The 12,695-nt window shown below is 49.6% G+C and carries 13 protein-coding genes; 2 read left to right on the top strand and 11 right to left on the bottom strand.

Going from position 1 to position 12,695, the window contains the following annotated elements:
- The 5 genes from AC1WIP_RS04260 to cls all read right to left on the bottom strand — a co-directional run.
- Positions 1-544 (bottom strand): deoxyribonuclease IV (locus AC1WIP_RS04260; protein WP_481140652.1); only part of this gene is annotated, 544 nt, incomplete at its 3' end.
- Positions 544-1,740, bottom strand: coding sequence for a C40 family peptidase (locus AC1WIP_RS04265; RefSeq protein WP_481140653.1), 1,197 nt, complete (start codon positions 1,738-1,740; stop codon positions 544-546). The genes AC1WIP_RS04260 and AC1WIP_RS04265, both read right to left, overlap by 1 nt.
- A 220-nt stretch (positions 1,741-1,960) precedes the next feature.
- Positions 1,961-3,352 carry an asparagine--tRNA ligase gene (gene asnS, locus AC1WIP_RS04270; protein WP_481140654.1) on the bottom strand — a complete coding sequence of 464 codons (1,392 nt, stop codon included), beginning with the start codon at positions 3,350-3,352 and terminating at the stop codon, positions 1,961-1,963.
- 61 nt (positions 3,353-3,413) lie between these two features.
- A complete protein-coding gene (gene tig / locus AC1WIP_RS04275; protein ID WP_481140655.1) occupies positions 3,414-4,475 on the bottom strand; it encodes a trigger factor in 1,062 nt (353 codons plus the stop codon).
- Positions 4,476-4,576: 101 nt separating this feature from the next.
- Positions 4,577-6,049 carry a cardiolipin synthase gene (gene cls / locus AC1WIP_RS04280; protein WP_481140656.1) on the bottom strand — a complete coding sequence of 491 codons (1,473 nt, stop codon included), beginning with the start codon at positions 6,047-6,049 and terminating at the stop codon, positions 4,577-4,579.
- A 192-nt stretch (positions 6,050-6,241) separates the two neighbouring features.
- Between cls and AC1WIP_RS04285 the strand changes: the two genes are divergently transcribed.
- Positions 6,242-6,718, top strand: a complete 477-nt coding sequence (locus AC1WIP_RS04285; RefSeq protein WP_481140657.1) for a hypothetical protein — start codon at positions 6,242-6,244, stop codon at positions 6,716-6,718.
- A gap of 44 nt (positions 6,719-6,762) precedes the next feature.
- On the opposite strand, the gene AC1WIP_RS04290 is transcribed toward AC1WIP_RS04285, so the two are convergent.
- The 5 genes from AC1WIP_RS04290 to ispE all read right to left on the bottom strand — a co-directional run bounded on the left by AC1WIP_RS04290 (position 6,763) and on the right by ispE (position 10,098).
- Positions 6,763-7,185 (bottom strand): YwiB family protein, encoded by a 423-nt coding sequence (locus AC1WIP_RS04290; RefSeq protein WP_481140658.1) that lies wholly within the window; start codon positions 7,183-7,185, stop codon positions 6,763-6,765.
- A gap of 141 nt (positions 7,186-7,326) precedes the next feature.
- Positions 7,327-8,151: a glutamate racemase gene (gene murI, locus AC1WIP_RS04295; protein ID WP_481140659.1), complete on the bottom strand. Its 825-nt coding sequence runs from the start codon at positions 8,149-8,151 to the stop codon at positions 7,327-7,329.
- Between the two features lie 20 nt (positions 8,152-8,171).
- Positions 8,172-8,435 (bottom strand): hypothetical protein, encoded by a 264-nt coding sequence (locus AC1WIP_RS04300; RefSeq protein WP_481140660.1) that lies wholly within the window; start codon positions 8,433-8,435, stop codon positions 8,172-8,174.
- A gap of 83 nt (positions 8,436-8,518) precedes the next feature.
- Positions 8,519-9,205, bottom strand: a complete 687-nt coding sequence (locus AC1WIP_RS04305; RefSeq protein WP_481140661.1) for a GntR family transcriptional regulator — start codon at positions 9,203-9,205, stop codon at positions 8,519-8,521.
- 35 nt (positions 9,206-9,240) lie between these two features.
- Positions 9,241-10,098, bottom strand: a complete 858-nt coding sequence (ispE, locus tag AC1WIP_RS04310) for a 4-(cytidine 5'-diphospho)-2-C-methyl-D-erythritol kinase (protein ID WP_481140662.1) — start codon at positions 10,096-10,098, stop codon at positions 9,241-9,243.
- Positions 10,099-10,289: 191 nt separating this feature from the next.
- Here ispE and AC1WIP_RS04315 point away from each other — a divergent pair, with 191 nt between their 5' ends.
- On the top strand, positions 10,290-10,901 hold the full coding sequence (locus AC1WIP_RS04315) for a hypothetical protein (RefSeq protein WP_481140663.1): 612 nt from the start codon (positions 10,290-10,292) through the stop codon (positions 10,899-10,901).
- Positions 10,902-10,960: 59 nt separating this feature from the next.
- Here AC1WIP_RS04315 and AC1WIP_RS04320 read toward each other — a convergent pair whose 3' ends face one another.
- Positions 10,961-12,511 (bottom strand): DUF3794 and LysM peptidoglycan-binding domain-containing protein, encoded by a 1,551-nt coding sequence (locus tag AC1WIP_RS04320; protein ID WP_481140664.1) that lies wholly within the window; start codon positions 12,509-12,511, stop codon positions 10,961-10,963.
- Positions 12,512-12,695 lie beyond the last annotated feature (184 nt).

Consider the following 12,695-nt stretch of genomic DNA (forward strand, 5'->3'; position numbering starts at 1 on the left):
CCCATACATGGCAGGTGTCCAGACACACTCCCAGCTTATCAGAAAGCTCTACCCGCTCCAGAATACGGGAAAGCTCTTCAAAGCTGCGCCCCACCTCGCTTCCCTTGCCCGCCATGGTTTCCAAAAGCACGGTGGTGGTCTGTTCCCTGGTCAAAACCTGATTCAGGGTATCGGCAATGAGCTCTATTCCCTTCTGCGCTCCTTGCTGCACATGGCTTCCCGGATGGAAATTGTACATACATCCGGGCAGAAGCGATAGGCGCCGCAGATCATCCTCCATGGTCTCCAAGGCAAACCTGCGTATGCCCTCGTCCTTTGCACAGGCATTCAAGGTATAGGGGGCATGGGCCAGCAAGCAGCCGATTCCCTTTTTTTCACAAAAGGCAAGCATGGCCTCCACATCCTGTTTCTTCCATTCCTTTGCCGCCCCTCCTCTGGGATTCCTGGTAAAAAACTGAAAAGTATTGGCTCCGATATCTTCCGCCGTCCGGGCCATAGCCAAAAAACCCTTGGACGACGATAAATGACATCCTATCCGCAGCATCAAATAATTCTCCTTACCGCCAGAATGGTTCTATAGTTGGCATTGCTCACCTTTATGCCCGTCCGTTCAGTGCTGGCGTGCACGATCAGCCCCCCGCCGATGTAGAGGGCCACATGTCCGTCGTAGCAGATCAGATCTCCCGGCTGGGCCTCGTCGTAGCTGACTCCTGCACCCGCGCTTCTCTGCTCGTAGGAAGTTCTGGGCAGATTGTATCCGAAATCCTTGTAAACCCGGTAGGTAAAGCCGGAACAGTCCGCTCCGTTTGTGAGGCTGGTGCCTCCCGCCACATAGGGATTGCCAATGTACTGGCAGGCGTATTTTGCTATCTTTTTCCCCAGATCGCTTCCTGACGCATTCTCAATGGTGGAGGTATAGGAGGTGGGGGTGTAGGTTCCGTTGGCAGCGGAAGAGCTGCTTCCCTGGTTTTGCTGAGCCTGCAGCTTCTTTAACTGAGCCTGCTCCTGCTGCAGCTGGGTCTTGAAAACAGCCGCCTCCTGCTGGGCTCTCTTAATCTCCGCCTCAAAATTAGCGGATTCCTGTTTTTTCTGGGCCAGCAGAGTATCCAGGTTGGCCTTCTGAGACTCTAATGCCGTCCGGTCCGCTTCCAGCTGGCTTTTGTCTGCCTCCAGCTGCGCTTTTTCTGCCTCCAGCTGATCCCATAGATCGTGAACCTGATTCTTTGTCTCTATGTATTCCTCCAGCTTCTCCTTGTCATACTCATAGATTTTTTCGATGTAGTCCATGCGGTTTAGCATGTCCGCCAGACCCTCGCCCTGAAGAAAAATGCTCAGATAGGTGGATTTGCTGTTCTCGTACATCAGACGGGTGCGCACAGCCATATCCTCCTGCTGTTTTTTCTCACGCTCCACGGCTGCCTCATACTCCAGCTGGGTTTCATCGATCTGCACCTGCTTGTCAGAAATCTCCGTCTCCTTGGATGCGATTTCGTCCTCCTTCATCCCAATGCTGGTCATGGTATTGATGATCTCTGAATTCAGGTCGGCTATTTTTTCCTCCACCAGATCCTGCTCATCCGTAAGAGAGCTGATCTTGTCATTGACGCCGTCCAGCTGATTCTGCGTGTCCTTAATCTGGTTCTGGATATCCGTTATGGATGTGGCCTCCGCAACAAGGGGCCGGGGTGCCGCCGTCTGCACCGCTGCGGCGGTAAGTCCTGCAATCAATATAAAATTCATTATTTTAATCGTTTTTTTTCTCATAGAAAAAGCATACCACAACCACCGGATTTTTTCATCCCTTATTCCTTATTTTTTTCTTAATCTCGTAACAGTGCAGCCATAAGCTGCAAAACAGCGAAAAAGCGCCTTGGAGCGGCTTTGCGAATGGCGCGGGCTGAACTGCTTCAAGCCCTCTCCTATAAGGAAGAGGGCTTGAAGCAGTAAAATAACATTCGCCTTACAGATCACAGTTGTTTACGGTGCGGGGGAAGGGAATCACATCCCGGATATTGCTCATGCCTGTGAGGTACATCACGCATCTCTCAAAGCCAAGGCCAAAGCCCGCATGGCGCACGGAGCCGTACCGGCGCAGGTCAAGATAAAAGTCATAGTCCGCCTTGTTCAGTCCAAGCTCCTCCATCCTGCGCTCCAAGAGCTCCAGCTTATCCTCGCGCTGGCTTCCGCCGATGATCTCTCCGATGCCGGGCACCAGACAGTCCATGGCCGCCACAGTTTTCCCATCCTCGTTGAGCTTCATATAAAAAGCCTTGATCTCCTTAGGGTAATCTGTCACAAACACAGGCCGCTTAAATTCCTTCTCCGTCAGGAATCTCTCATGCTCCGTCTGCAGGTCGCAGCCCCAGGACACCTTATACTCAAATTCCTCGTTGTGCTTTTCCAAAATTTCGATGGCCTGGGTGTAAGTCACATGGGCAAAATCAGAGTTTGCCACATGCTCAAGCCTTTCAATCAGTCCCTTGTCCACAAACTGATTAAAGAAAGCCATCTCCTCCGGCGCATGCTCCAGCACATAACGGATCACATACTTTAACATGCTTTCCGCCAGCTCCATATCGTCCGTCAGGTCTGCAAAGGCCATCTCCGGCTCAATCATCCAAAACTCCGCCGCATGTCTGGTGGTATTGGAATTTTCCGCCCGGAAGGTAGGTCCGAAGGTGTACACGTTTTTAAAGGCAAAGGCATAGGTTTCCACGTTGAGCTGCCCGCTCACGGTGAGATTGGTAGGCTTTCCAAAAAAGTCCTGGGTAAAATCCACCTTCCCATCCTGGGTTTTGGGAACCTTGTCAAGAGGCAGCGTAGTCACCTGGAACATTTCCCCGGCGCCCTCGCAGTCGCTGCCGGTAATCAGGGGCGTATGCACATACACAAAGCCCCTCTCCATAAAAAAGGTGTGGATGGCATAAGCGATCAGAGACCTGACCCGAAATACCGCCTGAAAGGTATTGGTTCTGGGGCGCAGATGGGAAATGGTTCTGAGATATTCAAAGCTATGGCGCTTTTTCTGCAGCGGATAATCCGCCCCCGAAGGCCCCTCCACCGAAACCTCTTTTGCCTGCATCTCAAAGGGCTGCTTTGCGTTTGGGGTCTCTACAATGGTTCCCTTTACAACCAGCGCAGCTCCTACGTTGATTTTGCGGATGTCGTCAAAATTGGAAAGACTGTCTCCATACACCACCTGCAGCGGTTCAAAGAAGGTGCCGTCGTTGATCACCAGAAAACCAAAATTTTTAGAATCCCGGTTATTTCTCACCCAGCCGCCCACAGTGACTTCCTTCCCCACAAACTGCTCTCTCTTACGATACAAATCTCTGATATCCGTTAAATTCATTTTTAACCTGTCCTTTCCTGTTCCTTCCATTTCTATCGCCAGTCTTTGCCCCTGATCTGCGTCATTGGCCTGTGCTTTGGTTTACCACCGCATTTTCCGTAAGAAACGCAAGCACCTTCTCATACATCAGATAATCCCTGTAATCCTCCAGGGAGGTGTCCCCAACGTATTCCTCCACCGTGTCGTAGCCCGCATTGTTTGCGTATTCCAGTAGGGTAGTGTTCAACTCCTCGTCGTCAATGTTAAGCCCCTCTCTGTTTGCCACCGCCTGCATGGCAATATCCTGTCTGACAGCCTCCTCCGAATAGGTGCTCACAAAGGTATCCACGTCCATGCCGTAGAAATAGGAGGTCATTGTATCCGCATCCATGCCGTAGCTCTCCGCCTGTGCCTCAAGGCTTTCCCGTGTTACAGTCTCATACTCCTCCACCATGTGCTCTGGCACCTCTTCAAACACGCAGTTTTGCATAAAGGCATCCAGCACTGCATTCTGCAGCTCTGTGTTATAGCTGTTTTCCGCATTAGCGTACAGATAGTCATAGGCATACTGACGCAGCTCCTCCACAGTGGCCACTCCCTCAATGCCCACAGAGGCAGCCACTGCATCCTCCATCTCCTGGGGAAGAATGAAATTTACGGTAACCGTAAACACCACATCCTGTCCCGCTAAATCTGCAGAACCATAATTTTCCGGGAAGGTCAGATTCAAATCCACCGTTTCACCCGGCGTCACACCAATCAGTCCCTCCTCAAAGCCATCAATAAACCTTCCTGAGCCGATAGTCAGAAGGCTTCCCTGTGCGGTGCCTCCGTCAAAGGCTACGCCGTCCTTCTTTCCTTCATAGTCAATGTTTACCGTGTCTCCGTTTTCCACAGCCCGGTCCGTGATTCCCCCGTTTTCCAGAGTCACATTATTGTTGTAGACCTCTCTCACCAGACTTTCCAGCTCAGTCTCGTCCACTGTAATGGGGTCAATGTCCACCTCAATTCCCTTGTATTCCCCGAGGGTCACGTAACTGTCCACATCCATATCCTTAAGGGGCACCTCTGTGTCACTGCCGCAGCCTCCCAAAATGCCTGCCGCCAGCACAGCCGCCATCCCTGCCATTACTTTCCTGTTCATCTTTTTCTCCATTTCTGATTTTTGTTTTCATTTACAGCCGCTTTCGGCCAGAATCCTAACGAACATCTTACCACAAAAGCCTCTCCATTAAAAGCCCCTTTCTACAGCAGAGGGGAGAGCAGGCGGCACACCTGTTCCTTTAAGCGGATGATCAACGGCCTGGACGCATATACGTCCTTTGTAATCTGCCTGCAGCACTTTAAATCCTCTTTGAAAATCTGCTCCATCTCCTGTGCTTTCTTTTTGCTGTAAACCACTGCATTGACCTCAAAATTCAAAGAAAAGCTGCGGATATCCATGTTGGCGGTGCCATAGCAGAATACCTCTGCATCCGCCATCACTCCCTTTCCGTGCAGGAAACCATTCTCATAGGTGTAGCAGTTGGCCCCTGCCATGACCAGATCGCCAATATAGGAGTAGGTGGCCCAATACACAAAGGGATGATCCGGCTTACAGGGAATCATAATATTTACCTCTATTCCTGAGCGCACGGCAATCAAAAGGGCCTGCAGAACCGCCTCATCCGGAATAAAATAAGGGGTTTGAATATAAATCCTCTCCTTAGCCTTGGTAATCAGCCGCATATAATTATCCCGGATCTGGTCTATGGTATTGTCAGGTCCGCTGGTAATAATCTGCATTTTACAGCCATCCCTGCTTCCCGGCGTGGGATTTATCAGAAGGGCCGGCCTCTGCAGCAGATTTTCTCTGGTGGCATAATTCCAGTCCAAAATAAACCTTAGCTGCAGCCCCATCACGCCGCTTCCACGAATACGAAGATGGGTGTCTCTCCAATGTCCGAATCTCTCGCTTAAGCCGATATATTCCTTTCCAATGTTAAAGCCTCCCACATAGCCGATCTGATTGTCTATGACCACAATTTTCCTGTGGTTGCGGTAATTGATGCGCAGATGCAGCCTGCCAAGTCCCGGTGGGAAAAATTCCGCCGTCATAATTCCCTGGGCTCTCAGCTTCTTCCAATACCGGGAGCTTACCGACCTGCACCCCATGCCGTCGTACAGCACTCTTACCTCTACGCCCTGGGCCGCCTTCTCTATGAGCACATCCCTGATGCGGTTAAACAGCACATCGTTTTTGATAATATAATATTGAATGTGGATGAAATGCCTGGCCTTCTTTAAATCCTCTATCAGCGCCTCAAATTTTTCATTTCCTTCTGTAAAGATATCTATGTCATTGTCATCAGAAAGCACAGCGTCGGAGGTTTCCAGATTATACATCACAAGGTCCATGTACTCTCCAAGCTCCCCATCGTCTTCCCCCGGCTTTCTGCTCTTTAAGCGGGATTCCTGCCTTCTGATGGCTTCGTTTACATGATCCTCCAGCTCTTTTATTTGAAACATTTTCCGTTTGTGCATGTCCACTCCCAGCACAAGGTAAAACACAAACCCCAAAAAAGGAATAAAGAACAGCAAAAGCAGCCAGGCCCATACGCTTTTTGGGTCTTTTCTCTGAAAAAACACGATGATAACGGCAAAAATCATGTTCCACCAAAAGAGATGTCCGAATAAAAATTCCAGCGCCGTCCCTGCAAATTCCCACAAATTTTCCATCCTGCGCACCTCCCGCTCCTCTTTTTCGTCCCGAAGCCGTCCTGTCAGCCATATGTGGGCAAGTCCTTACAAGTATACCACAGTTTCCAAAAAAACTGTAGTTTTCTGTAAAATGTTTTATTGCCTATCCCAGCATATCTATGTTACAATGTCCTATATATTCCTATCTATTTATAAGGAGGTCTCAATGCAATGAATCCAGTGACAATCACATTGTTAGTCATATTGGCAGTGCTGGTTATTGCTATCGTAGTGCTGTATTTCCTGGGAAAAAAGGCCCAGAAAAAGCAGGCCGAACAGCAGGAGCTTCTGGAGGCCAACAAGCAGACAGTCTCTATGCTGATTATTGACAAGAAACGGATGAAGCTTAAGGAAGCCGGCCTTCCCCAGATGGTAATCGACCAGACTCCCAAGCTTATGCGGGGTTCCAAGCTTCCCATTATCAAGGCTAAGGTTGGTCCACAGATTCTTTCCCTGATCAGCGATGAGAAGATATTTGACTCCGTCCCCGTAAAGAAGGAAGTAAAGGCTGTAGTCAGCGGCCTGTATGTTCTGGATGTAAAGGGGCTTCATGGAAAGCAGAATGCCGTCCCGCAAAAGAAAAAGGGATTTTTCAAGCGCACCATGGAAAAGCTGCAGGAAAAAGCCGGAGCCAAGCCGGTGAAATAAAGAAAAAGGTGCGCTGCAGAGCGCACCTTTTTCTCCATGGGCGGTCACTTTTCCCTGACGCTGATACGCAGGCAGCTCTCCGAAAGGCTTTGCTCTCCGTGCCACAAGCCATATTTTATCACCGCCTGTATTCCCCAAGGCCCTTCCTCCACCCTGACCTCTTTTGTGTCAATTTCCAGGGCAAATCTGCCGTAGGGCGTCACATAATCCGCAGGATGCCTTTTCTTCTCCTCAAAAACCATATGGGTACGGTTTTTCCCTCCTCTTACAAGCTCCATTCTGTCCTTCCCGATTTTGATTCTGCTTTTGGACCGTTCCCCAGTTTCCTCCTCCGTCTCCTCATAAAGCAGATAACGGCTTCCCTCTCTTTCATAATACACGGCGGAAACAGCCTGTTCCACCGGCTCACCTTCCTCTCCCACACTGCTGTGCAGGCCGTTTATCAAAAGCTCTACCTCTTTTTTCATGCTTCCTCTCATTCTGCCGCGTGAGCGGCTTTGTAATCAGAAGGAACTTTGTGCGGCAGCACAAATTCCGGATTGAAAATTTTAATTTTCAATCTTTCCTCATCTCCGGGCTGTCTTTTGCCCCGGGTCCTCCAATGAATCTCAATACTGCTCAATATTTACCGTTTTTGTAGACAGAATTCCATATTTTATAATGGAATTTGCAAATTGCTTAAATTTTTCAGCCCCGTCGCTTACATAAAACTGGTATTGATTGTCCCCCAGCTCCGGGGGCTCCTCATTCAATATACCCTTTTTGCACAAAAGCTCCCTAAGCTCCCTGGCGGTCTCATAGGCCGGATTTACCAAGGTCACCTTTTCTCCCATGATTCTTCCCAGGGTGGAGCGGATCAAAGGATAGTGGGTACATCCCAATATGAGAGTGTCAATGTCAATGTCGATCAGCTCCGTCAAATATCTCTTGGCGATCTCATCTGTGACCGGGTCCTGCCACAGTCCCTCCTCCACCAGAGGGACAAAAAGGGGACAAGCCTTTCCGTATATGGTCACATTCTCATTCAATTCTTGTATGTACTTGGAATAAATCCGGCTTCCAATGGTAGCCTCCGTAGCGATAACGCCGATTTTCCCGTTGCGGGTTACCTGAACCGCCGTCTTTGCCCCCGGCTTCACCACACCGATCATGGGAATATCCGTCTCCTTCTCCAGCTCATCCAGCGCATAGGCACTGGCCGTATTACAAGCCACCACAATGGTCTTTACCTGAAAGCTTTGAAGGAATCTTACGATCTGCCTGGAAAAGCGGGTAACAGTCTCCTTGGATTTGCTTCCGTAAGGGACTCTGGCCGTGTCTCCAAAATATATGATTTTTTCATTTGGTATCTGCCTCATGATCTCCCGCGCTACGGTCAATCCGCCCACGCCGGAGTCAAACACGCCGATTGGCGCCCCGTTTTCCCGCTTCATCTCCTAAGTCCTTCCTTGCTTTATTTTTTCTGCGGCAATCTATGGTAAAGCTCCTCAAAGAGTCTGCTTTTAAAACTGATCTGGTCAGAATCTGCATTCAGAATTTCCCAGTAAATTTCACTGTCAAAGCTCCATTTTTGTATTTCTGAGGGCTTCCCTTCCTCTGTGCCTGTCACCACGTAGGTGTCCGGCGTCATGGCAAACTCCGGATATAAAACGCCCCACCAGCCAAGAGCCGCGCAGATTCCCATTACAAGCTTGATTCCAGTCCATTTTTTCTTCATTCAATCTCCTCAGCTTTCCGGGAAAACTCTCCCTATGAGGATGATTGCCGCTTTTTCTTTTCTTATACCGGATTTTCCGCACTCTACTTATTTTTTTCTCTTTCCAGACGTATCTGCCTGATAATGGCCTTCTTCTGATTATCTATGTGAAGCTTGGCTGCCAAAGAGGCCGTCTCCTTATCCTGATCCACAATTCCCTGATAAATAATTCTATGCTCCTCCACCAGCCTTTCATGCTGGCTGATATCCTTAATATACTCAAACCGATAGCGGTACATCTGTTCGGAAAGATTGTTGACCAGCTGAATCAGCCGGCTGTTGCCGGTAGCCTGTACAATAATATCGTGCAGCGCAACATCCGCTTGTGCAATCTTTTTCACGTCCTTGGTTTTCACCGCAAGCTCAAAATTGTCGCAGGCCCGCTTTAAGCTTTCCAGCTCCTCCTTCGTAATCCGGTCGCAGGCTAGCTCCACGCACAGCGCGTCCAAAGCGCGCCTGACCTCCAGCACGTCGTTCATGCTCTTTTCCGTAATCTGAGCCACCTCTGCTCCCCTTCTGGGGATCATGGTCACCAATCCCTCCAGCTCCAGCTTGCGGATGGCTTCACGGATGGGCGTACGGCTGACTCCCAGCCTGTTTGCCAGATGAATCTCCATAAGCCGCTCCCCGGGTTTGAGCTCTCCCGTCAGGATGGCTTGACGCAGCGTGTTAAACACCACATCCCTAAGAGGCAGAAACTCATCCATCTTTACCTGTAAATTATCCTGCATAGCTTCCCTCCATTCTTCCGTATACTCCATGTCCGTCAGCAGAATTCCGTCACAAAAATCTGTTTTGCCAGCTGTCTGCGCCGGATCTGTTCCCCTGCTCTTTTTGCCCGTTCCTCTTCCGTAAAAATTCCAAATACCGTGGGACCGCTTCCACTCATCAGACTGTTGACGGCTCCAAACTCCTTCATCCGGTTTTTAATTTCCCCAATCACAGGATACGCCGGCACCGTCACCTGCTCCAGCACATTTTCCATGCGGTCTAAAATTCCCTGGAGGCTTCCCTCCTCAATGGCCGCCACCATGCCGTCAATGTCCGGATGGCTTTGGATTTTCCCAAGGTCCAGATGCTCATATACGTATTTGGTGGACACACTGATATCCGGCTTTGCCACCAGCACATAGCAGTCCGGCGCCGGGGGAAGAGCCGTCAGCTTCTCTCCGATTCCCTCTGCCAGTGCAGTGCCCCCCATTACACAATAGGGAACATCCGCCCCGATGGCAACCCCAAGCTCCATAAGCTCCTTCAAAGTACAGCCCAAATCAAACATCCGGTTAATGCCCTTCATGACAGCGGCTGCATCCGTGCTGCCCCCGGCCATTCCCGCCGCTATAGGTATATTTTTCTTCAGATGAATGCGAAGCCCCTGGGAAATTCCATAATGCTCCTTCATCAGCCTTGCAGCCTTCCATACAAGATTATCCTGCCCTGAGGTCAGGCTTTCACTGTCCGTGGTCAGAAGGATTCCTTCCTCCGTCTTTTCCAGCAAAAGCTCATCATAAATGCCAACAGTCTGCATTACCATTTTCACTTCATGGTACCCGTTTTCCAGTTTTCCTATCACATCCAAACCAAGATTGATCTTGGCATATGCCTTCATCAGATATTCATTCATGCGCCTTCCAATCTTCCTCCAAAATGTATTTTGTATACATAGATTGTATTTTATTATATACAAAAATTGGATTTTCGTCAACGCCGCCCCTAAGCTTTTCCCTCTCCCATGCCGATATAAATTACAAAATCAAGGATGATGCACCTTCTAAAATTATGTTTATGGCGCAGCGCGCCGGAAAAGAGGTAAGTATGAATGTAAATGGAATTACATCTACGCAGGCGGCCTACGGCTATACGTCTAGCGTAAACACAAAAGAAAAACAGGCCTCCACAAACACTTCGGTTCCCAATACCGAAGAGGCGGGCGCAGTATATGAGCCCTCCACAGAACAGCAGACAGACTCTGCAAAGAAAATCTATACTCCAGACACCAATCTGATTAACAAGCTGAAGGCTGACGCAGAGGCCAGAACAGCACAGCTTCGCAGCCTGGTAGAGCAGATGCTCTTAAAGCAAGGCACCGCCTACGGACAGGCCAATGATATCTGGCAGTTTTTAAGAAGCGGCAATTACACGGTAGACCCCGCCACCAAGGCACAGGCACAGGCTGATATCGCTGAGGACGGGTACTGGGGCGTAAACCAGACCTCCGACCGTATTATCCAGTTTGCAACGGCACTGACAGGCGGAGACCCCGACAAAATTGAAGAGATGCGGGCCGCTTTTCAAAAGGGCTATGATATGGCTGAGAAAAAATGGGGAGGCTCCCTGCCGGAGATTTCCAAACGCACCTATGATGCCGTGATGGAAAAATTTGACCAGCTGGCGGCAGAGGCGGGCGTTTCCTCCAAAGAGGCCTAGCCATCCCCTGAAGTAAAAAATCAGGAAGAAATCCGGATTCCCGGTTCTTCCTGATTTTTCTATTTTACGATCAAAAGCTTCTGTCCTGGCTTCAATTCATCACTTGCCAGACTGTTCCATTCCCGCAGGGCATCCACAGGCACATAATATTTTTTCCCGATATTCCACAGATTGTCGCCTTCCTTCACTATATAGATGACCATGCCCGGCAGGCTGCTCATTTTAGCGCTGTCCAAATCGTTTACCTTCACCTGGCCAATCAGCTCCACAGACACATTTTTGAAAACAGTGGTAGCAAAGACAAGCACCGCCTTTACGTCCATTTCCTCTCCATCCAGCATAGTCACCTGCAGCTGCTCCACCTCGGTATGCACTCTGCTCATGTCCTCCGGGGCAATGTCCGGCACCTCCAGCGTATATTGATAGGGTATCTGGACCTTTGCGCTTCCGTAAGGGTTCTCGTCATCCCCTGTTATGTACATTACCTTCACGGAAAGACTTCCCTTAAGAAGTATGCCGTTTTCTGTCACCTCCTGCTGATCCAGGGAAACGCATCCCTCACTGTGAAGCAGCTGCAGAATGGGCGCCCCCGCCCCCGGCACCCGGATGTGATCCGTCACCTTTGTCTTTCCCGTCACTTTGGAAAGCAGTCTGCGCAGACTGGCAGGACGGCTTTCTGTCTCCACCTCCTTGGTAACTCCATAAACATCTGTTACCATCTCCGTCCTTTCTTCCTCATAGACACGTATGGAGATATCCAGCACCAGCTCAAGCCCCACGTTTCGTTCTTCTCCGTCAAAATCCGGCCGGATGACAAGCTCCTGCTGCCCCAGGCTGTAGCGGATATCCGGCACCATTCCGTCTCGGCATCCATGACATTCCAAAACACCGCTGAAAGGAAGAACCGTCTCAAAGGAGCGGATGGGATGCTCTTCCCCCTCCCCCTCATACAGGATAAAAAAGTGGATGTCCCCCTGAAGCGTCAGCTTTTCCTCCAAAACCTTAAATTCCACGTCCCCCAAAGAAATATGATTCCAGAGAATCTGAAAAATATTGGGATAATTGGATGGCAGGGAAACTTCTTCCTTTATGCGGAAAATATCATTTTTACTTATGGCAATCTGTGCTACGGTGACAGGCATTTTGCGGTACTGCACTGTCTCCTCCCCATGTATGCCGATGGGCACCTCCTCGTCATAAATCTCATCCACCGCAGCGTGCAGGGTGACCACTGACTGAATATTCAGCTTTCTGGAATTTATAGTGCTTACTGTGAGGTCCTCCACCTCACCCTCCACAGCTACGCAGTCGCCGGGGACGGCCCCCTGAAGATTGATTTTTTCCTCAAAGGGTATTTTGCCCTCCAAAAAAGTCAGGCTCTTTCCTTCCTCCGAAGTGTGATATAAAACATAGAAAAGCAATCTTCCTCTGACATTCACCACATCCGTTCCCGGCTTAATCTCATCTATAACCAGGACACCCTTTTCCAGATTCAGGCTGCCTACGTCCGGCTTGCTTTCAGGGATATTCACGTCATCCTCCAGGGTAATCTGGGTGAACGCTTCCGCCCGGATGCGGTCCATATGTATATTTCTCTTTAAAAGCTCCACAAAAATACCTCCATATGTATACTTCTATAATAGGCGTTTGCGAAACTCACTGACAAAGTCACGAATCTGGTCATAATAACCAAAAACGGGTTCCAAAGCAGTGGCTAGTCACCCTTATTTTGGTTATTACGCCAGCTTCTGATACCAGAGAGCGAGTTTCGCAATTACCTATATACTTCTATAA

The sequence above is a fragment of the Acetatifactor sp. genome, from assembly GCF_982438285.1.